This window comes from Sphingobium sp. B10D7B, from assembly GCF_025961955.1.
Classification (GTDB): domain Bacteria; phylum Pseudomonadota; class Alphaproteobacteria; order Sphingomonadales; family Sphingomonadaceae; genus Sphingobium.
In genome coordinates this window covers 2806738-2826813 of sequence record NZ_JAOQOQ010000001.1, presented here as the reverse complement: position 1 = coordinate 2826813, position 20076 = coordinate 2806738, and the positions used below count along the sequence as shown (strand labels likewise).

14 protein-coding genes are annotated in these 20076 nt (G+C 66.1%); 8 read left to right on the top strand and 6 right to left on the bottom strand.

What is annotated here, in order from left to right; translation table 11 throughout:
• The first annotated feature begins 89 nt into the window (after nucleotides 1-89).
• Nucleotides 90-545 carry a GNAT family N-acetyltransferase gene (locus tag M2331_RS13300; protein ID WP_181560719.1) on the top strand — a complete coding sequence of 152 codons (456 nt, stop codon included), beginning with the start codon at nucleotides 90-92 and terminating at the stop codon, nucleotides 543-545.
• A 93-nt stretch (nucleotides 546-638) separates the two neighbouring features.
• Here M2331_RS13300 and M2331_RS13295 read toward each other — a convergent pair whose 3' ends face one another.
• Nucleotides 639-1067, bottom strand: a complete 429-nt coding sequence (locus M2331_RS13295; protein WP_181560718.1) for a GFA family protein — start codon at nucleotides 1065-1067, stop codon at nucleotides 639-641.
• 48 nt (nucleotides 1068-1115) lie between these two features.
• Between M2331_RS13295 and dinB the strand changes: the two genes are divergently transcribed.
• Nucleotides 1116-2213, top strand: coding sequence for a DNA polymerase IV (gene dinB / locus M2331_RS13290; protein WP_181560717.1), 1098 nt, complete (start codon nucleotides 1116-1118; stop codon nucleotides 2211-2213).
• Here the strand turns inward: dinB and M2331_RS13285 are convergent.
• Both M2331_RS13285 and M2331_RS13280 read right to left on the bottom strand, forming a co-directional pair.
• Nucleotides 2210-3790 (bottom strand): SLC13 family permease, encoded by a 1581-nt coding sequence (locus M2331_RS13285; protein ID WP_181560716.1) that lies wholly within the window; start codon nucleotides 3788-3790, stop codon nucleotides 2210-2212. The genes dinB and M2331_RS13285 overlap by 4 nt on opposite strands.
• 121 nt (nucleotides 3791-3911) lie before the next feature.
• Nucleotides 3912-4520 carry a flavodoxin family protein gene (locus tag M2331_RS13280; RefSeq protein WP_181560715.1) on the bottom strand — a complete coding sequence of 203 codons (609 nt, stop codon included), beginning with the start codon at nucleotides 4518-4520 and terminating at the stop codon, nucleotides 3912-3914.
• 137 nt (nucleotides 4521-4657) lie between these two features.
• Here M2331_RS13280 and M2331_RS13275 point away from each other — a divergent pair, with 137 nt between their 5' ends.
• From M2331_RS13275 to M2331_RS13250, 6 genes are all read left to right on the top strand, one after another.
• The gene (locus tag M2331_RS13275) at nucleotides 4658-6997 is read left to right on the top strand and encodes a prolyl oligopeptidase family serine peptidase (RefSeq protein ID WP_181560714.1); all 2340 of its coding nucleotides are present in this window, start codon (nucleotides 4658-4660) and stop codon (nucleotides 6995-6997) included.
• A gap of 50 nt (nucleotides 6998-7047) precedes the next feature.
• A complete protein-coding gene (locus tag M2331_RS13270; RefSeq protein ID WP_181560713.1) occupies nucleotides 7048-7623 on the top strand; it encodes a hypothetical protein in 576 nt (191 codons plus the stop codon).
• Nucleotides 7624-7676: 53 nt separating this feature from the next.
• On the top strand, nucleotides 7677-9257 hold the full coding sequence (gene guaA, locus M2331_RS13265) for a glutamine-hydrolyzing GMP synthase (protein ID WP_181560712.1): 1581 nt from the start codon (nucleotides 7677-7679) through the stop codon (nucleotides 9255-9257).
• 365 nt (nucleotides 9258-9622) lie between these two features.
• Nucleotides 9623-12472 (top strand): TonB-dependent receptor domain-containing protein, encoded by a 2850-nt coding sequence (locus M2331_RS13260; protein ID WP_181560711.1) that lies wholly within the window; start codon nucleotides 9623-9625, stop codon nucleotides 12470-12472.
• A 59-nt stretch (nucleotides 12473-12531) separates the two neighbouring features.
• Complete coding sequence (locus M2331_RS13255) at nucleotides 12532-14133, top strand: carboxylesterase/lipase family protein (RefSeq protein WP_181560710.1); 1602 nt, start codon at nucleotides 12532-12534, stop codon at nucleotides 14131-14133.
• Nucleotides 14126-15820, top strand: a complete 1695-nt coding sequence (locus M2331_RS13250; protein WP_264592396.1) for a tannase/feruloyl esterase family alpha/beta hydrolase — start codon at nucleotides 14126-14128, stop codon at nucleotides 15818-15820. Before M2331_RS13255 ends, M2331_RS13250 begins: the two co-directional genes overlap by 8 nt.
• A gap of 249 nt (nucleotides 15821-16069) precedes the next feature.
• On the opposite strand, the gene M2331_RS13245 is transcribed toward M2331_RS13250, so the two are convergent.
• Genes M2331_RS13245 through kdpC form a run of 3 tightly spaced genes read right to left on the bottom strand, consistent with a single transcriptional unit; the run spans nucleotide 16070 to nucleotide 20069 of the window.
• Nucleotides 16070-16816 carry a response regulator gene (locus tag M2331_RS13245; RefSeq protein WP_181560708.1) on the bottom strand — a complete coding sequence of 249 codons (747 nt, stop codon included), beginning with the start codon at nucleotides 16814-16816 and terminating at the stop codon, nucleotides 16070-16072.
• A complete protein-coding gene (locus tag M2331_RS13240) occupies nucleotides 16813-19482 on the bottom strand; it encodes a sensor histidine kinase (RefSeq protein ID WP_181560707.1) in 2670 nt (889 codons plus the stop codon). The genes M2331_RS13245 and M2331_RS13240 overlap by 4 nt, the downstream gene beginning before the upstream one ends.
• Entirely contained in the window at nucleotides 19479-20069 is a 591-nt protein-coding gene (gene kdpC, locus M2331_RS13235) for a potassium-transporting ATPase subunit KdpC (RefSeq protein ID WP_181560706.1), read from the bottom strand. Before kdpC ends, M2331_RS13240 begins: the two co-directional genes overlap by 4 nt.
• Nucleotides 20070-20076 lie beyond the last annotated feature (7 nt).

Here is a 20076-nt window from a genome sequence, read left to right as displayed (position 1 = left end):
ATTGTCCGCTATTAAGCGGTCTAGAATACGCGACTAACGGCTGAATGGGAGTGCGGAAGCTGCCGCTCCTCACTATTTACGGTGCTGCCATGGACATCTGCATCGACGCCATCTCCCTCGATCAAACGAATATCGATGACCTTGCTGAGGAAGCAATGCGCGAGGGCTTCCCATTTATAAATAGACTCATCGATGAGTGGGCGCGCGGTACCAACCGTTTCGATGCTCCCGGTGAATTGTTCGTGGGTGGATTTGTTGGGGGAAGGTTAGCGGCGATAGGTGGTCTTAACGACGAACCCTATGAGCCGGCAGCTGGTCGAGCACGACTTCGCCACCTTTACGTAGCACCTGACTATCGCCGCCTCGGTGTTGGGCGTAAATTGTTGGCCCACATCCTTAGAATGGCCGAGGCTAACTGGACGGAGGTGCGCCTCCGCACGGAGACGGCAAGGGGCGCGGCATTTTATGAGGCAATTGGTTTCACGCCTTTGAACCTTCTGGCCGCAACGCACGAGATCAGGCTGCCCCAGACTGTGCTCCGATGACAGCAATGTCGTCTGGTCCGGACAGATGGCTTGCGGAAAAACGGGGCAAGCGCCGCCGTTCCACCAACCTTGGAGTTCGCCCACGCCGCCGAGCTAGGCCCCGTCCGCCGGGATGAACCGCAACACACCCGCGATCCGCGCGACGCCGGTGTCGGAGGGATGCGACACCCCGTCATTCACGATCACCTCGGCAAAGTCGAACGGGCTGATGCCCGACAGGCAGGCGACATTGACGCCATATTCTTGGGGGTTCGAGCGGCGCCGGTGATGGGTGTAGATGCCGCAGGTTCCGCAGAAATGGTGCTGCGCGATCCCGCTGTTGAAGGTGTAGCAGCGCAGCGATTCCTCGCCAGCCGTCACCTGCAGGTCTTCGATCCGGGCGGAGACGGCGATGGCGCCGCGCATCCGGCAATATGAGCAGGTGCAGCGGCGCGCCGAGCGCAGGCCGTCCTTCAGGCGCACGTGAAAGCGCACCGTGCCGCAATGGCAGGCGCCATCGATCTCAGTCACATTCAGGTCCATGCTTCGTTCCTCTTTCGTTCGCGCGGTTGCCATGGCATAACAGGGAGCATGGCGCAGACGCCCGAGCAGGATCGCAAGATCATCCATATCGATATGGACGCCTTTTATGCGTCGGTCGAGCAGCGCGACGATCCGGCGCTGCGCGGCTTGCCGGTGGCTGTCGGCGGCGGCGGGCCGCGCGGCGTGGTGGCGGCGGCGAGCTATGAGGCGCGCGTGTTTGGCGTGCGCTCGGCGATGCCGGGCGGCAAGGCGCGCCGGCTGTGCCCGGAGCTCATCTTCGTGCGACCGCGCTTCGAGGCCTATCGCGCGGTCTCCCAGCAAATCCGCGCGATCTTCGAGCGCTTTACCGACATCATCCAGCCGCTCTCGCTGGACGAGGCCTATCTCGATGTGACGCGCAACAAGCCGGGCGTCGCCTCCGCCACTTATGTCGCGCAGGAAATCCGGCGAATGATTCGCGAGGAGACGGGGCTGACCGCCTCGGCCGGCGTTTCGTGCAACAAGCTGATCGCCAAGCTCGCATCGGACCAGAACAAGCCCGATGGCCTGTGCGTCGTGCGGCCCGATGAGGCCGAGGCGTTCATGGCGGCGATGCCGGTGTCGCGCATTCATGGCGTCGGCCCGGTGACGGCGCGGCGCATGGCCGCGCTGGGCATTCACAGCGGCGCGGACCTCAAAGAGTGGCCGCTGCCGGCGCTGCAGCGCCATTTCGGCAAGGCGGCGGCCTTTTACTTCGGCGCGGCGCGCGGGCTGGACGAGCGCCCGGTGCGCGATCGGGAGTCGCGCAAGTCGATCAGCGTGGAAGATACCTTCGCCAGCGACATCGGCGCGGAAGGCCTGTTGCTGGCGGAGCTGGAGAAGATCGCCGCGCGCCTGTGGAGCCGGGTCACCGCGAGCCGGGCCTTGGGGCGCACCGTTACGCTCAAGATCAAGCTGGGGGATTTTCGCATCCTCACCCGCTCACGCTCGCTGCCCGCGCCACCGGGCGATGCGGAAGATCTGTTCGCGATCGGCGCCGATCTGCTCCGCGCGCAACTGCCGCTGCCGGTCGGCGCGCGGTTGCTGGGGCTCGGGCTCTCAAACCTCATCGATCCCGAACGTGAAGAGCCGGACGAGACGCCCCAGCTCAGCCTCGCCTTCGGTTAGAAGCGCAGGCCGAGCGCGACGCCGCCGAGCAGCCAGCAGAAGAAGGTGATGAGCACGATCCCGACGAGGTTCAGGATGAAGCCGCCGCGGACCATCTGCCCCATGGTGACGGCCCCGGTGCCGAACACGATGGCATTAGGCGGGGTGCCGACCGGCAGCATGAAGGCGAGCGTGGCGGCGAAGGCTGCGGGGATGAGCAAGGTCATCTGATCCGCGCCGATGCCGAGCGCGACGGCGCCCAGCACGGGAATGAAGGTGGCGGCGGTGGCCGTGTTGCTGGTCACTTCGCTGAGGAAGACGATGAGCGTCACGACGGCGATGACGAGGAGCAGGATCGGCAGCATACCAAGGCCGCTCACTTGCGCACCCAGCCAGCCATCGAGCCCGCTGGCGACAACCTCCCCGGCAAGGCTCAGGCCGCCGCCGAACAGCACCAGCACGCCCCAGGGCACGCCGCTTTCGGCACCCTTCCAGTCGAGCAGCATCTGCCCTCGGCCCTCCCCCGGCAGCAGGAACAGCGCCAGGCCGGCGGCGAGTGCAATGGCGTTGTCATCGAGGCGCCCGAACCAGCCAAGATCGGCCTTGCTGCCGAGAATGGCGCCGACCACGCCGGGCACGACCCAGAAGAAGACCGCGCAACAGAAGACGAGGGTCACCAGCAGTTCGCTGCGGCTGAACCGGCCGAGGCCGGCCAGCTCCCGGTCAATGAGCGCGCGGCCGCCCGGCACCTCGCCGAAGGTGAACCGATAGAAGACCCGCGTCATCAGCACCCACGCAATGAGAATGAAGCTGAAGGCAATCGGCACGCCGACCAGCATCCAGTTCAGGAAATCGACCTGCCGGCCCAGTTCCTTCTCGATATAGCCGGCCACGATGGCATTGGGCGGGCTGCCGAGCAGCGTGCCCACGCCGCCCATGCTGGATGACCAGGCAATGGCGAGCATCAGGCAGGCGCCGAAATTGGCGAGCTCCCTGGGTGCCACGGCGGATGCGCCATCGCAGGCGAGCGCGCCGGTTTCGTCGCGGCGATCACAGACCAGCGTGAGAACGGAGAAGGCAATCGGCAGCATCATGAGGGTTGCCGCCGTGTTGGAGACCCACATGGAGACAAAGCCCGTCGTCAGCATCAGGCCCAGCACGATCTGGCGCGGGCTGGTGCCGACCCGGCGGAGCGTGAGCAACGCGACGCGGCGGTGGAGCTGCCATTTCTGCATGGCGATGGCGAGCAGAAAGCCGCCGAGGAACAGGAAGATGATCGGGCTGGCGTAAGGCGCGGCGACCTGCGCCACGCTGCGGTCGCTCGCCATGGGGAAGAGCAGGATCGGCAGCAGCGCAGTAACGGCGATCGGCGCGGCCTCGGTGATCCACCAGAGCGCCATCAACGTCGCGACCGCGGCGACCCAGCGGCCCTCCGACGACAGACCCTGCGCGTCGCCCAGCGTGAGCCAGACCAGCGCTGCGCCGGCCAGGCCGAGCGCGCGCAATGCCCAGATCTTGAGAGGCGAGCGCGCGGTCGTGGCAGGGTCGCCATCGCCGTGCTGCCCGGTTGCTTCACTCTCTTGCGATGATGTCGCCACCTTGCCCCCGCTCCCTGTCCCGCGCGAATGTGCGGCAGGAGCGGCGGCGTGGCAAGCCGCTCGCGGCTGAAATGCCGGCCGAGCTGACGGCTGGCGTCCGGCCTGTCAGCCGGGGTCGTGGTCAGCCGGGGTAGGGGCTGTCCTTGAGCAGGCCGGCGAGGTGCGCGGCATTGGATGCCACCATGCCGGCGGTCTTGGTCACCGGTTTGGGTGTCGACTTGAGGTCCTTGAAATCCGTGCTCCCCATCGCCTCGCCCACCCAATAGCAGGCGGCGACGGCGGGGATCGTCCAGCCGACATCGTTCATCGCCTGGAAGAGCTGCGCGCTGGAGAAATGGGCGCCATCCTCATTGCCGACAATGGCGGCGACGGCGACTTTGCCATAGCTCGGCATCCGGCCCGCATCGTCCGTTTCGCTCAGAAAAGCATCCATCCGCTCCAGCACGCGCTTGGCGATGCTGGAGATCTGCCCCATCCAGATCGGCCCGCCGAAGATCAGGATGTCGTGTGCCAGGATTTTCTCGCGCAGGGCTGGCCAATCATCGCCCTTGCCTTCATCGGAGGTGACGCCGGGGAGAATGTTGAGCGCGGCGACGCGCACGGTTTCGCTCAGTGTCACATCATGTTCGGCGAAGGCGTCCGCCAGAACCGCGATCATCGCGTCCGTCGATGAGGGTTCGCTGCTATCGGCTTTCAGGGTGCAGTTGAGGGCGAGGGCCTTCAGGGTCATGCTGGTGCTCCGTGTCCGTCCCCCCTCACACAACACCCCAGCCCCCAGAGAGTTCACCGCCCTGTGCTCCGCCATTGCACGCGGGCTGCCGCAGGGCTATCGCGCGCCGCAAGCCCGTTTTCCCAAGGGCATTGAGGATGTTGGCCGTTTCCTTTCGCCTGCCTGTTGCCGCCCTGCTGCTGGCTTTCCTGACGCTGCCTGCGCAGGCGCAGCCGGGCGCTGCTGCGGCCGAGGACGCCGCCGTCGTCATCACGACGGACGCAGCCGCGGGTCTGGCCGTGGATTCTGCCGCTAAGCCGGGCTTGCTGCGGACCGGCCCCGCCCCCCGCCTGCCGGCGCTTAGCTACCCGCAAGCCCGCCGCCTCGACCTGACCGAGACGCATTTTGGCGTGCCCGTTGCCGATCCCTATCGCTGGCTGGAGGGCGACCCGCGCCACGATGCCGATGTGCAGGCGTGGATTGCGGCGGAGAATGAGACGACCTTCCGCTACCTCGAATCCTTGCCGGGCCGGGAGGCGTTGCGTGCCCGCATGGCCACGCTGCATGGCTTTGAGCGCTTCGGGAATCCCCGCAAGGCCGGCGAGCGCTATTTCTATACGCGCAGCAAGGGCGAGAATTTTTCGCCCATCTATATGCGCGAGGGCGTGAATGGGGCGGAGCGTCTGCTGATCGACCCCAACAGGCTCTCCACCGATGGCGCGGTTGCGCTCGCCGAGTGGCTGCCTTCGCGGGACGGGCGGGCGCTGCTGCTGGCGCTTCAGGAGCGGGGCAGCGACTGGCGGACCGTGCGGGTGCTGGATGTCGAGAGCGGCGCGCTGATGCCTGACCAGGTGGCCTGGGTGCGCTATTCGGCGCTGGCCTGGAATCACGAGGGCAACGGCTTTTATTATGCGCGCTTTGCCGCGCCGACTGAGGGCGGGCGTGATCCCTCGTTCGAGAACCAGCAGGTCTGGTTCCACGCGCTGGGCACCGAGCAGGCGCAGGACCGGCTGGTCTATGCCAGGCCGGATCGGCCCCGGCTGCTTCACCGCGCCGAGGTGACGGCGGACGGTCGCTGGCTGCTGATCAGCTCGAAGATGGGGACCGAACAGACCGCCGAACTGGTGCTGATCCCGCTGACCGTGCCGGACGCCCGGCCCGTGACGCTGGTGCGGGGACTGCGCAATGCGTGGCAGATGATCGGCCAGCTTGGCGATCGGCTCTATTTCCGCACGGATGCAAAGGCGCCCAACGGACGGATCGTGACCATCGATGCCGGCCATCCGCGCCGCCGCCCGGTCGAGGTCGTCGCGGAGCGGGCGCAGACGCTGGCCGGTGGCTCGATGATCGGGGGCCGGCTCGTGCTCGCCTACATCGTGGATGGGCGGATCGTCGCGGAAATCACGGATCTCGCCGGCAAGCGTCAGGGCGATGTGCCGCTGCCCGGGCTGGGCGCAGCCGCCGGCTTCAGCGGCCGGCCCGGTGATCCGGAAACTTTCTACGCCTTCTCCAGCTTTACCCAGCCGCCGACGATCTACCGCTTCAATGTCGAAACCGGCGAAACCAGCATCTTCGCCCGCTCCGCGCTCGGCTTCGATCCGGCGGATTATGTGACGGAGCAGGTCTTCTACCCCGCGCGCGATGGGACGGCGGTGCCGATGTTCATCGTGCGGCGGCGCGATCTCGCCCGCGCGGGCATGCCGGCGCCGACGCTGCTCTATGGCTATGGTGGCTTCAATGTCGCGCAAACGCCCAGCTTCTCGCCCACCCGCTTTGCCTGGGTCGAGCAGGGCGGCGTGCTCGCCATTGCCGGCGTGCGGGGCGGCGGGGAGTTCGGCAAGGCCTGGTACGATGCCGGGCGGGGCGCCAACAAGCAGACGACCTTCGATGATTTCATCGCAGCGGCCGAATATCTCAAAGCCCAGGGCTATACCGGCGCCAACCAGCTGGCCATCGAGGGGCGCTCCAATGGCGGTCTGCTGGTGGGGGCCGTGGTCAATCAGCGGCCCGACCTGTTCGCCGCCGCCCTGCCCGGTGTCGGCGTGATGGACATGCTGCGGTTCGACCAGTTCACGGCTGGCGCCTTTTGGGTGGACGATTATGGCCGGCCCGACCGGGAGGCGGATTTCCGCACGCTGCTTGCTTACTCGCCCTATCACAATATCCGCAGTGAGGCGGACTATCCCGCCATTCTCGTGACCACGGCGGATAGCGACGACCGCGTGGTGCCCGGCCACAGCTTCAAATATGCCGCAGCCCTGCAGGCGGCGCCGCTCGGCGGAAGGCCAAGGCTGATTCGCGTGGATACCGGCACAGGCCACGGCATCAATCGCCCGACCGACAAAATCGTGGACGAATATGCGGATATGTACAGCTTCGCGGCCTATTGGACCGGCCTGACGCTACGGCAGCGGCCTGACCGCTCCAGCGCGCCCACAGAGAGCGCCAATGTGGGCTCGGCCGCTATTCAGCCCGCGCTCATCGGCCCGGTGCGATAACGCTCTCGCCGGCGATGCTGTTGCCGGTGTTGCCAGGAAGCGATCCGCCGATGAACGTTCACTCCAAACTTGCCTTGGCCGCTGCGGCCGGGGCGATGGTCATGGGCTCTGCGGCGCCCGCCTCTGCGCGCGGCTATGATGGCCGCTGGGATCGGTATCCGCGCCATCATCGCGGTCATGACAATAGCGGCGCCGTCATCGGCGCGATCATCGGCGTCGGGCTGATCGCAGCGATCGCGACGGCGGCTGCCAGGCAGCGCGATGCGGACCGCTATCCCACGCGCCGGCCGGGCGATCGCGGCTATGACCCGCGCTATGATGATCGCGCCGGCGACTATCGCAATGACCGCTATGACGACGGCTATGATGGGCGCCCCGCGGGTCAGGCGCTGGACGATGAAGACGCGGCGGTCGACGCCTGCGCCATCGCGGCGCGCGATCAGGCCTCGCGCGATGGCAATTATGCCGAGGTGCGGGACATCACCGGCGCGCGGCCGTTCGGTTCCGGCTGGGATGTGACCGGCACGCTGAGCATGCGGTCGAACTTCAGGGCCGGCGAAGGCCGCCTGCGCAGTTTCCGCTGCATCTGGGACGATGGCCGGGTAGACTGCGTCACCTTCGGCTGACGGGGCATGCGGACAGGCTGGACAGGCCAGCCTGCCCGTCTTATCCGCTGCCCATGTCAGCACATTCCTCAGCTCACCCCGATTCCATCCTCATCGTCGACTTCGGCAGCCAGGTGACGCAGCTCATTGCGCGTCGCGTGCGCGAAGCCGGGGTCTATTCCGAGATCGCCCCCTTCACACAGGCGCTGGCCGCCTTCCAGCGGATGAAGCCGCGCGGCATCATTCTCTCCGGTTCGCCCGCCAGCGTGTGCGACGAGGGCAGCCCGCGCGCGCCGCAGGAGCTGTTCGAGAGCGGTCTGCCGATCCTCGGCATCTGCTATGGCCAGCAAGTGATGAGCCACCAGCTCGGTGGTGAAGTGCGGCCCGGCCATGAGACGGGCGAGGGCGGCGAGTTCGGCCGCGCCTTCCTTACCGTCACCGAGCCCTGCGTGCTGTTCGACGGACTGTGGGAGACGGGCGAGCGCCATCAGGTGTGGATGAGCCATGGCGACAAGGTGACCAAGTTCGCGCCCGGTTTCCGCATCGTGGCGACATCGGACGGCGCGCCCTTCGCGCTCATCGCCAATGACGAGAAGCGCTATTATGGCACCCAGTTCCACCCCGAGGTGGTGCATACGCCCGACGGCGGCAAGCTGATCGCCAATTTCGTGCGCCATGTCTGCGGCTGTGCCGGCGACTGGACGATGGCGGAATTCCGCGCGACAAAGATCAAGGAAATCCGCGAGCAGGTCGGCTCGGGCCGGGTGATCTGCGGCCTGTCCGGCGGCGTGGATTCAGCGGTTGCCGCGGTGCTGATCCATGAGGCGATCGGCGAGCAGCTGACCTGCGTATTCGTCGATCACGGCCTGATGCGCCACGCCGAGGCCGAGCAGGTCGTCAGCCTATTCCGGGGGCATTACAACATCCCGCTGGTGCATGTGGATGCGAGCGAGACCTTCCTCGGCGGCCTCGCCGGCGTCACCGATCCGGAAGCCAAGCGCAAGTTCATCGGCAAGGCGTTCATCGACCTGTTCGAGGAGGAAGCCCGCAAGATCGGCGGCGCGGATTTCCTCGCGCAGGGCACGCTCTACCCGGACGTGATCGAGAGCGTCTCGTTCACCGGCGGGCCGAGTGTGACGATCAAGAGCCATCACAATGTCGGCGGCCTGCCTGAGCGCATGAACATGAAGCTGGTCGAGCCGCTGCGCGAACTCTTCAAGGATGAAGTGCGCGATCTGGGCCGCGAGCTTGGTCTGCCGGACATCTTCGTCGGCCGCCATCCCTTCCCTGGGCCCGGCCTCGCGATCCGCATCCCCGGTGAGGTGACCCAAGAGCGCTGCGACGTGCTGCGCAAGGCGGACGCCATCTACCTCGAGGAAATCCGTAACGCCGGGCTCTATGACGCGATCTGGCAGGCTTTCGCAGTACTGCTGCCAGTGCGCAGCGTCGGCGTGATGGGCGACGGGCGGACCTACGACAATGTCCTCGCCCTGCGGGCGGTAACCTCCACCGACGGCATGACGGCCGACATCTACCCCTTCGACGCCGCCTTCCTCAGCCGCGTGGCGACGCGGATCATCAACGAGGTGCAGGGTATCAACCGGGTGGTGTACGACTATACCAGCAAGCCGCCGGGCACGATCGAGTGGGAATGAGATCGGCATAAGCTACGCACGGGTATCTTGCTAAATTCCCAGAGGCCGCGAGCCTCCGGGTTGGCTTTTATCTACGCGCGAATTAACGATCCCGGCGGCTCGGCGGTGATCGTGACAGCTTGATGCCGTCCCGCCTCCAATTACGCCGACAAATAATGGCCGTTGACCGAAAATTCCGGCTCGGAAAATTGGCGTGATTTCAACGGAAAGCACGAAAATCTGCCGCTAGCGTGCGGGCTATTTGTTGAAGTTTCTACATCATATATTGACATCTCAACAACATTTGGCAGATAATGGTCTGCAATCGATTGAATCGAGCATGCTCGCCAGGGAGGCGGGCGCAATTGTCCGAAAGAGGGGATGTTATGAACGAGCGAGTCTCAGCCAAAACGCGCGGATTGCGCGATTCTCTGCTGATCACGGCAGCAATCTGTGCGGTGGCGGCAAGCGTGCCGGCGATGGCGCAGGACGCGCCCCAGGCCGATGAGGCCGACGCCGAAAGCATCGTGGTTACCGGCACGCGCCTAAGCGCCACCGGCTTTACCGCGCCGACGCCGGTCACGGTGATGGATGCGGACCGGATCGCAAAGATCTCGTCGCCCACCGTCGGTGAGGCGCTGGCCCAGCTGCCGTCCTTCCGGCCGTCCAGCACGCCGAACACGCAGAACATCTTCCCGGCCAATGCCGGCGCCCGCATCTCGGATCTGCGCGGTCTCGGTGCCTCGCGCACGCTGGTGCTGCTCGATGGCCGGCGCTTCACGCCCAGCACCTCGACCGGCAGCATCGACCTCAACATGATGCCGACCCTGCTGATCCGCAGCACGGAAATCGTCACCGGCGGCGCGTCGGCTGCTTATGGTTCGGACGCTGTCTCGGGCGTCATCAACCTGCGTCTCGACACCCGTCTCGATGGCCTCAAGGCGACGGCCGGCTACGGCGTGACCGATCGCGGCGATGGCGACCAGTATTTCTGGCAGATCGGCGCGGGCAAGCGCTTCGCCGATGATCGCGGTCGCTTCATCTTCGGCGCCGAGTACAACAAGGACGAAGGCACCGGCGGCTGCTACACCCGCGATTTCTGCGGCAATGAAGTCGGCGACCTGACCAACGTGCCGGGCCTCGGCGGTCGTCCCGCTCACAACATCATCACCGGCATGCGCACCGCGACGCTGACCCCGGGCGGCCTTATCACTGCGACCATCAATGGCGCAGGCACGTCCACGCCGGCACGCGGCGGTGTGTTGGACGGCATTCAGTTCGGCCCCAATGGCTCGCCCACGCAGTTCGTCTACGGCCAGAACGCCAGCGGTCTCTTCCAGCAGGGCGGCTCGGGCGAAGGCCTCAACGCCTTCTTCGACGATCCGCTCCTTTCCATCCCGGTGACGCGCTACAACACCTTCGCGCATCTGGAATATGAGTTCTCGCCAGCCTTCACCGCCTTCCTCGAAGGCAGCTACGGCCATGTCGATGGCTTCACGCGGGGCCCGGAAATTCGCGCGGCTTCCAACATTGCCGTCGACAATCCCTTCCTGCCCGCCGCCATCCGCACCACGATGCAGAACAATGGCATCGCCGCGATCAGCGTCGGCAAGCTCGGCGTCGACTTCGGCCGCATGGACAGCACGTCGATCCGCGACACCTATCGCATCGTCGGCGGCGCACAGGGCGATCTGGGCGGCGGCTGGTCGTGGGATGCCCATGCGCAATATGGTGAGACGGCCTATAAGCAGAACACCATCAACAATCGCATCAATGCGCGCTACGCCAATGCCGTCGACGCGGTGGCCGGCCCCAATGGCCCGATCTGCCGGATCAATGCGGACAGCAATCCCAACAATAACGATCCGTCGTGCGTCGCGCTCAACATCCTGGGTCAGGGCCAATATTCGCAGGCCGCGAAGAACTACGCCTTCGGCACCACCTGGCAGGACAACAAGTACACCCAGCTTGCTGGCGCTGTGAACATCAACGGCACGCCGTTTGAGACCTGGGCCGGCCCGGTCGCCTTCGCGGTCGGTGTGGAAGGGCGTCGCAACACGCTCGACATCAGGGTCGATCCGATTTCGGCCGCCAACGGCTTCTACGTGTTCAACCAGACGCCGTCGGCCGGTAACACCAGCGTTGTCGAAGGCTATGTCGAACTGGGCGTGCCCTTGCTGCGCGAGAGCGCCGTCGGTTCGCTGGACCTGAACGGTGCGATCCGCCAGGCTCATTACAAGAATGAAGGCGCCGCAGGCAGCAACACGTTCAACGCCACCACGTGGAAGGTCGGCGCGACCTACAAGCCGGTCAACTGGGCGATGCTGCGGACGACCTACTCGCGCGACTTCCGTGCGCCCAACACGTCCGAGCTGTTCACGACGCCCGTCAGCGGGGTCGGCGTGTTCTATGACACGGTCAAGGGCGCCGAGAAGTTCATGAACGTGCTTACCGGCGGCAATGTCCGGCTGCGTCCGGAAACGGCCAATACGTTCACTGCTGGCTTTACCCTGCAGCCGCAGGGCGCATTGCAGGGCCTGCGCTTCTCCGCGGACTATTATAACATCCGCATCAACGACGCGATTGCTACGCTGTCGGCGCAGGTCATCCTCAACACCTGCAACACGACCGGTGCTGCCGATGTCTGCTCGCTGGTCCAGCGGGACGCCAACAACTTCGTGGACACGATTTCGGTTCTCTTCCTGAACCTCAATCGTCAGCAGCTGCGCGGCGTCGACTTCGAGGCAGGCTACAACCTGCCGTTCGGCGGTGAGCGTTCGGTCGATTTCCGGCTGCTCGCCACCCACACGATCGACTTCACCAACAGCGCCCTGCCGGGCATCGATCGCGCCGGGGACAACAGCGCGTCCGGTATCCCGTCCTGGATCCTTGATGGCATGGTGAGCCTCGATATGGGTCGCCTGGGTGTGAACCTGCAGGGCCGCTATCTCTCGAGCGGTAAATATGATGCGACGCTGATCGGCCCGGAAGATGCCGGTTACAGCATCACCCTGCCCAACAGCATCAACACCAACCGCGTGCCGTCGCGCTTCTACACGAACATCGGTGTGACGTTCGATCTGATGAGCGAAGGCAGCAAGAAGGTTGAGCTGTTCGCCAACGTCTACAACCTGTTCGACGTGATGCCGCCGCCCTACTGGAACGGCAACAACAACGCCGTCTACTACGACAATGTCGGGCGTCGTTACCGCATGGGCGCACGGGTCGTCTTCTGATCAAAATCCTGAAAGCCCCGACCTCGGCCGGGGCTTTCGCTTTTTATGGAGAGGGCGCAATGCGCGAGGATGCTTTTCCGGCCAAAGGCATCAGCCGCCGGGCTTTTTCGATAAGCTGTGCGGCGGGGCTGGGCGGATTGCTTGCCCGTCCCGCACTGGCCGCAGCGGCACCGATCGCAACGACCACGCATGGGCAAGTGCGCGGGCGGTGCGAATATGGCGTCAATGTCTTCCGCGGTATCCCCTATGGCGCCTCGACGGCGGGCCGGAATCGCTTTACTGCCCCGCAGCCGCTCCAGGCTTGGAGCGGCGTGCGCGATGCGCTCGACTATGGCCTGCGCAGCCCGCAATTGCCCGATGGGCCGGACGGGCCGGGCTTCTCCTCATGGCGTGAGCCCAAGGCATCCGGCGAGGATTGCCTCGCGCTCAATGTCTGGACTCCCGGCCTTGCGGACGGGAAGAAGCGCCCGGTGATGGTATGGCTGCATGGTGGCGGTCTGGCGGTCGGCTCCGGGGCGACGCCGGTTACCGACGGGCGTAATCTGGCGGCGCGGCAGGATGTCGTCGTCGTGGCCGTCAATCACCGGCTCAACCTGTTCGGCTATCTCTATTTCGGCGATCTCACCCGCGATCGCAGCGTCGCCGCCAATCCGGGGCAGCTCGATATGGTCGCCGCCCTGCAGTGGGTGCGCGACAATATCGCCGCGTTCGGTGGCGATCCGCAGAATGTGACGATCTTCGGCCACTCCGGCGGCGGCCTGAAGGTTGCGGGGCTGATGGCGATGCCGGCGGCCAAGGGGCTGTTCCACCGCGCAATTCTGCAAAGCGGCTTTGGCACCACCACCGTCGCGCCGGACGAGGCGGAGCGGATCACTGCCTCTCTGTGCAAGGCCGTGGGCGTGCGGGCCGGGGACGTGGAGGCATTACGCGCCATCCCCATCGAGCGGTTGCTGGCTGGCCTGCAGGAGATCACTGGCGGCAATCCCGTGCGCGGGCCGGGGCTGGTCGCCGATGGCACTGTCGTGGCGCGGACACCGTTCGCGCCCGATCTTCCGGCGGTCTCGCCCGACATTCCGGTGATGGTCGGCCATACCAGCGCGGAGACCACCGTGCTGTTTCCGCCGCCCGGCGCGTTCGATCTCGACTGGACGAGCCTGCCGGGCGCGCTGGAGGGCCGCGTGGCATCGCCGGCGCCGCTGATCGAGGGGTTCCGCAAATTGCACCCCAAGGCCACGGCCAGCGACATCTTCTTCGCCATCACGACCGAGGCCGGCATGGGCCGCAATGCCCGCATCGTCGCGGAAACCCGCGCGGCCGGCGCCACGAAGCCGGCCTATGCCTATCTCGTCAACTGGCAGTCCCCGGCGCAGGGCGGGCGGATGCGCAGCCCGCACGGCATCGAGGTGCCGATGGTGTTCGATATGGTGACGGAAAGCTATGGCAGCGTTGGTGAGCGCATGGCCAATGCCCAGCATCTGGCCGACGGCATGAGCCGCTATTGGGCCAATTTCGCGCGGACCGGCGATCCGAATGGCGACTGCCTGCCGCTCTGGCCGGCTTATGGACAGGACCAGCGGATGACGATGGTGTTCGACACTGAGTATGCCGCCAGCGCCGATCCGCTCGGTGCCGAGCAGGCGCTGATTGCCCGCTATGCCTGAGGCCTTCCCCATCCGGGCTGTGACGTCCGCTCGTCCTGCCACGCAGACAGTGCTTGCTTTGCTCCTGCTCATGCTGGTGGCCCTTGTCGGCACGCCACATGCCATGGCCGCGCCGAAGAGCGAGGCCACGCCGTTCACGCTCCCGGCTCGCCCGGCCAGCGCGCCGCAAATGCCCTGCGGCGACCTCGTCAAGCCGGTCTCCCAGCAAGCGGAGGACATCGTCTATCGCGTGCGTTCGGCGACGGTAGAAGGGGCCAGCGCGGCGACACCGGGCGTCTGCCTCGTCAAAGCTTATACGGCGCCGCAGACCGAGTTTGAGCTGCGCCTACCGCTGGCCGGCTATGCGGGGCGGTTCCTGCAAGGGGGCTGCGGGGGCATGTGCGGAGTCATCGGCCGCGAGGTGACGCCGCTCTGCAGCAACGCCCATATCGCCGATGGCAGCTTTGCCGTCGCCTTCAACAATGGCGGCCATCACAGTGCCGGCATCGGCGATGGCACATGGGCGGTCGGCGCGCCGGAATTGCGGGAGCAGTTCGCGCACAAGGCCGCTCACGCCGTCGCCGTTGCCTCCAAGGCGATCGTCGCGCAATTTTACGGCGCGCCCCCGGCTTACAGCTATTTCGTCGGCTGCTCGGGCGGCGGGCGGGAAGCCTTGATGGAGGTCCAGCGTTATCCGGATGACTTCGATGGCGTTGTGGCCGGCTCGTCGGTCGCCATGCCGGCGGCGATGCAGCTCTTCCTGTGGGAAGCGCAGCAGGGGCTCTATCCCGATGGGCGCGAGATTTTCACGCCGCAGGCCGTCGAACTGCTGCACGCCGCCGTCATTAAGGCCTGCGACGGGCTGGATGGCATCACCGACGGCCAGATCGACGATCCGCGCCGTTGCCGATATAATCCGGCAAAGCTCGCCTGCCGTCCGGGCGCGGCGGGGCAGGCCAACTGCCTCAATGCCGATCAGGTCGTGGCGGCCCGCGCTTATTATCGCGGCCCGACCGATGCCGATGGGCAGTCCCTCTTCCCCGGTGGCGCGCCTTATGGCGCCGAACTGGGCTGGGTTGGCCGCGGCGCGCCGACGCAGACGGGCAAGTTCGCGGCACAATCCTTCCTACAATATCTGCTGCTGCAAGGCGAACTCCCGGCCGACTTCACCTGGCGCGACTGGACCTTCTCGCGTGAAAGCCTGCAGCGGCTGCTCAAGGGGGGCGAACTCTACGATGCCGGCAACCCGGACCTCTCAGCCTTCCGCGACGCCGGCGGCAAGCTGCTGATGTGGCAGGGCGTGGCGGACAATGCCGCCGGCGCTTTTGGCATGCTGGACTATTATCAGGCTGTGCGCGACCATGCCGGCGGGCTGGACGCGGCCCGCGCCTTTGCCCGCATGTTCCTCGTGCCGGGCGGTTATCACTGCGCGGGCGGCTATATCCCCTATGATCAGGATTTCCTGGGCGCAGTGGTGCTCTGGGTGGAAGAAGGCAAGGCGCCGGATGCCGTGGTGGCCAGCGCCCGCCTCGACACGGGCGTGGTGCGCCATCGGCCGCTTTATGCCTATCCCACGCTCACCCACTACCGGGGCGGCGACGTGAATGCCGCGACCTCCTTCGAGCCCGTCACGCCCAAGACGGAGCCGCAAGACGGCTTCGACTGGCCCGGCTCCCACGCCAAGGCGCGCCCGCGGACGGGGCGTTGACCCGCGCGCGGCGGGCCAGAAGGGTGGATGGAATCACAACGCGTGATACCGCCGCGATCTGATAAGCTGCCGGCCTGCGCGAGGAGACAATGGTCACGGTCGTCATGAGCGTCTCCCACCCCGACGAACGCCTGCCGCTGATTGGCAATGCGCTGCTGTGCCCGGGGAGCGAGCGCAAGCGTGCCGCAGCCTTGGCGCAGATCGGGGGGGCGCCGCGCTGGATTGATCCGGCAGCGGTTCGCCCGCTCCTTATCCGCCGAACCTCGCCGCCGTGTCTCCTGCGGCGAACTCTTCCGTCTCGCCTTCGACATTGAAGCGCAGGCGATAGCCGATGCCAAGCTCGTTGCCGATGATCCGGGGACGCTGGGGATCGGCTTCCAGCTTCTGGCGCAGCGTGCGGACGAGCACGCGCAGATACTCCACATGATGGGCCTTTTCGTGCGGCCAGGCATGGGCCATGATCTGCTGATGCGTGATCACGCGGCCGGGGAATTTGGCGAGCTGGGCGAGCACGGTATATTCCTTGGGCGTCAGGTGCACTTCCTTCCCCGCCTTCAGCACGACCCTGTTGAGAAGATCGATTTCGACGTCGCCCGCCCGGACCGGGGACACGCCGCCATCCTTGGCCATGCGATTGCGCAGCGCCACCCGAACGCGCGCCAGCAGCTCGTCGGTATCGAACGGCTTGGTCAGATAATCGTCCGCACCCAGATCGAGCGCGGCGACCTTCTGGTCCGTCGCGTCGCGGGCCGAGACGATGATCAGCGTCGTGTCCGACTGCTGCTTGAACAGCGGCACCAGTTCGAGGCCGTCGCGGTCGGGCAGTCCCAGATCGAGGAGGCTGATATCCGGTCGCTCCGCCTTCAGCCGCTCCATCGCTTCGCGCGCATTCTCCGCTTCGACGACGGCGTAATCGGCCCGAGTCAGCGCGGTGTGGATGAGCTTGCGGATATGCGGCTCGTCATCGACGATCAGCACCTTGTGACGGACGTTCATAGCAGATCCTCATGGGAGACGTCGGAGATGATCAGCGCCTGCGGGATCGTGATCGTGAAGGCGGCGCCGCGCGGCTCGACATTGTTGGCGGCGGACACCGTCAGGCCCATGGCCTCGGCAAAGCCCTTCACGATGGCGAGGCCAAGGCCGGTGCCATGCTTCGCCCGGTCGGAGCCTTCCAGCCGCGTAAAGGTGTCGAACACCCGCGCTTCTGCACCCGCCGGAATGCCCGGCCCTTCATCGACCACCGACAGGGCGATCGCACCCGGCAGGCGCTGGCTGCGCACGATCACGGGCGTTCCGGGATGAGCGTAGCGGCCGGCATTATCCAGCAGGTTGATGAGGCAGTGATGCAGCAGCGTCGGGTCGACACGGACCAGCGGAATGTCGGGCGCGATCTCCACCTCGACCGCGTGGCCCTGCAAGGACTGGCGCGTATCATGCACGGCGCCCGCGACAGCATCAAAGAGGTCGGTCGGCTCGACCTTGAGCGGCAAGGCGCCGGCTTCCACCCGCGCCATGTCCAGCAGGTTGGCGACGAAGCGGTTGAGCCTTTGCGCCTCGGCATCGACGGTATCGAGCAGATCGGAGGGATGCTGGCGCTTCAGCTCGTGCACGGCGGAGAGGATGGTCGTCAGCGGTGTCCGTAAATCGTGGCTGACCGAGGAGAGCAGCGCCGCGCGCAGCCGGTCGCGCTCCTTGATCTGTCGCGCATCCAGCATCTCCTGCTCCAGCGCCATGCGATCGAAGGCGATGGAGGCCTGATCGAGCAGGCTCATCAGAAGCGGAACCTGATCGGAGCGCAGCGGTGGCCCGGCATCTTCCCGGGCCAGACCCAGCACGCCGAGCACGCCGCGCTTGGTCCGCAGCGGATGGAACAGCCAGTCCGAGGCGGTAAGCGTAGACGATCCGCGCCCGGCCGGCTGCTCATTGTCCATCGCCCATTGCGCGGCGGCCTTCTCGATCTGTTCGAGCCGATCCTCCGGCGGCACCGCCGCGCGCAATTGCGGCCCGTCCGGCGATGGCAGCAGCAGAACGGTGCGCAGCTGGAGCAGGCGGCCGACTTCCGCGCAGATGGCGTGCATCAGCTCTTCCTGGCTCGCCGAGGCGGTGAGCTGGCGCGAAAACCCTGCGAGCGCCGCGTTCTGGCGTGCGCTGGACTGGGCAAGGTCCGCCTGGGCGCGGACGCGCGCGGCGAACTGGCTGGTCACGATCGCCACACCCAGCAGCACAAGGATGCTGACGACATTCTCGGGATTATTGACCGTCAGCGTGCCGGTCGGCGGCAGGAAGAAAAAGTTGTAGGCGAGGCTCGAAAGCAGGCCCGAGACCAGCCCTGCCCGCAGGCCATAGCTGGCGGCGGCGAACATGACGGGCACGAGGTACATGAGCGCGATATTGCTCAGGTCGATCGCCTCGATGAGCAGCCTGCCGAGCGCCGTCATCGCGGCGATCATCACCGCCGACCAGAGATAGTGGGACGGTTTGCCCCATCCCTGGCGAAAACGCTGGCGCACCGCATGCGGGCCGGGCGTGGCGGCGTCGCCGGGCAGGACATGCACCGCGACATCCCCGATCTCGCGCACCAGCTTGTCGACCACGGAGCCATGGCGCAACTCGAACCACCAGGGTCGCGCCGATTTGCCGATCACGATCTGGGTCGCGCGGGCGTCAGCCACAGAATCTTTCAGGCCCTCGACGACGGAGGTCGCGGGGATGGTCGCGGTCGTGGCGCCGAGGCGGGATGCGAGCGCCATGGTATCGGCGAGCTGTTCCCGCTCTTTCGGGGTGAAGGAGAGGCTGCGCTGGGTCTCGATATGGACGGCGGACCACGGCGCCTTGAGCGCATCGGCGAGCCGCTTGGCCGCGCGCACGAGGCCCTGCGCGCTGGTGACTTCGCTGATCGCGACCAGAATGCGTTCCCCCGCCGCGAAACTGCCGGCCAGGGCATGGGCGCGAACATAATCGAGCATCTGGGCATCGACGGCTTGCGCGGCGCGCCGCAGCGCCATCTCGCGCAGGGCCGCGAGGTTGGACTTCGAGAAGAAATGGTTGAGCGCGCGGCTCGCTTCCTGCGGAATATAGACCTTGCCCTCTTTCAGCCGCTCGATCAGCTCGTCCGGCGGAATATCGACCACCTCGATCTCGGCCATTTCGAGGATGGAATCGGGCACGGTCTCGCGCACATGGACGCGGGTGAAGGAGGCGACGACGTCGTTGAGGCTCTCGACATGCTGGATATTGACGGTGGAATAGACGTCGATGCCCGCATCCAGCAGTTCCTCGACATCCTGATAGCGTTTGGGATGCCTGCTGCCCGGCGCATTGCTGTGCGCCAGCTCGTCCACCAGCACGAGCTGGGGGCGGCGTGCGAGGATAGCGTCGATGTCCATCTCGCCGAGCCGGTGCCCTTTATGCTCGACGGCGCGGCGGGGGATGACCTCATGCCCGATCAGCAGCGCCTCGGTCTCCTTGCGGCCATGGGTTTCGACGATGCCGACCACGACGTCGATCCCGGCCCTGAGCCGCTGCATGCCGTCGGTCAGCATCTCGTAGGTTTTGCCGACGCCCGGAGCAGCCCCGAGGAAGATCTTGAGACGGCCGCGACCTTCCTGCGTTGCCTGACGCAGAAAGGCTTCCGGATCGCGGCGGTCTGGATGGCTCATGACGGCGTGGTAGCGCCGATTCCGTCCAGACGTCGATTGATTTCCAGCACATTGACGCGCGGCTCACCCAGAACACCGAGCAGCGGTTGTTCGATGCTCTGGTCGACGAGGGACCGGACCCTGGCTGCGTCCCAGCCGCGCGCCCGGGCAATCCGGTTCACCTGATAGTAAGCCGCCTGCGGGGTGATGTGGGGATCGAGACCGGAGCCGGATGCCGTGACCAGATCGGCCGGCACCGGCTTGCCGGGATTGGTCCGTTCCAGCGTGGCTATGTCCGCCTGCACCCGGTCGATGAGCGCGCGGCTGGTCGGGCCGAGGTTCGAGCCGGAGGATGCCATGCCATCATAGCCGTCGCCCGCCGCCGAGGGGCGGGGGTGGAAATAGCGGTCCGCCGTGAACGCCTGCCCGATCAGGCGCGAGCCGACCGGCTTGCCATAATGTTCGATCAGGCTGCCATTGGCCTGTGATGGAAAGATCAGCTGGCCGATGCCGGTGAGCGCGAGCGGATAGGCCAGCCCCAGCAGGAGGGCGAAGAGCGCTGTCATGACCAGAGCCGGTCTGAGCGCGGTGAGAATGTCCTTGTTCATGCGTCTG

Bases quoted from the DNA above. Each gene is read 5' to 3' on its own strand.
- dinB (WP_181560717.1), top strand. From the start codon at position 1,116: ATGGCGCAGACGCCCGAGCAGGATCGCAAGATCATCCATATCGATATG.
- M2331_RS13275 (WP_181560714.1), top strand. From the start codon at position 4,658: ATGTTGGCCGTTTCCTTTCGCCTGCCTGTTGCCGCCCTGCTGCTGGCT.
- M2331_RS13260 (WP_181560711.1), top strand. From the start codon at position 9,623: ATGAACGAGCGAGTCTCAGCCAAAACGCGCGGATTGCGCGATTCTCTG.
- M2331_RS13295 (WP_181560718.1), bottom strand. From the start codon at position 1,067: ATGGACCTGAATGTGACTGAGATCGATGGCGCCTGCCATTGCGGCACG.
- M2331_RS13245 (WP_181560708.1), bottom strand. From the start codon at position 16,816: ATGAACGTCCGTCACAAGGTGCTGATCGTCGATGACGAGCCGCATATC.
- M2331_RS13255 (WP_181560710.1), top strand. From the start codon at position 12,532: ATGCGCGAGGATGCTTTTCCGGCCAAAGGCATCAGCCGCCGGGCTTTT.
- M2331_RS13270 (WP_181560713.1), top strand. From the start codon at position 7,048: ATGAACGTTCACTCCAAACTTGCCTTGGCCGCTGCGGCCGGGGCGATG.
- M2331_RS13250 (WP_264592396.1), top strand. From the start codon at position 14,126: ATGCCTGAGGCCTTCCCCATCCGGGCTGTGACGTCCGCTCGTCCTGCC.
- M2331_RS13280 (WP_181560715.1), bottom strand. From the start codon at position 4,520: ATGACCCTGAAGGCCCTCGCCCTCAACTGCACCCTGAAAGCCGATAGC.
- kdpC (WP_181560706.1), bottom strand. From the start codon at position 20,069: ATGAACAAGGACATTCTCACCGCGCTCAGACCGGCTCTGGTCATGACA.
- M2331_RS13300 (WP_181560719.1), top strand. From the start codon at position 90: ATGGACATCTGCATCGACGCCATCTCCCTCGATCAAACGAATATCGAT.
- M2331_RS13240 (WP_181560707.1), bottom strand. From the start codon at position 19,482: ATGAGCCATCCAGACCGCCGCGATCCGGAAGCCTTTCTGCGTCAGGCA.
- guaA (WP_181560712.1), top strand. From the start codon at position 7,677: ATGTCAGCACATTCCTCAGCTCACCCCGATTCCATCCTCATCGTCGAC.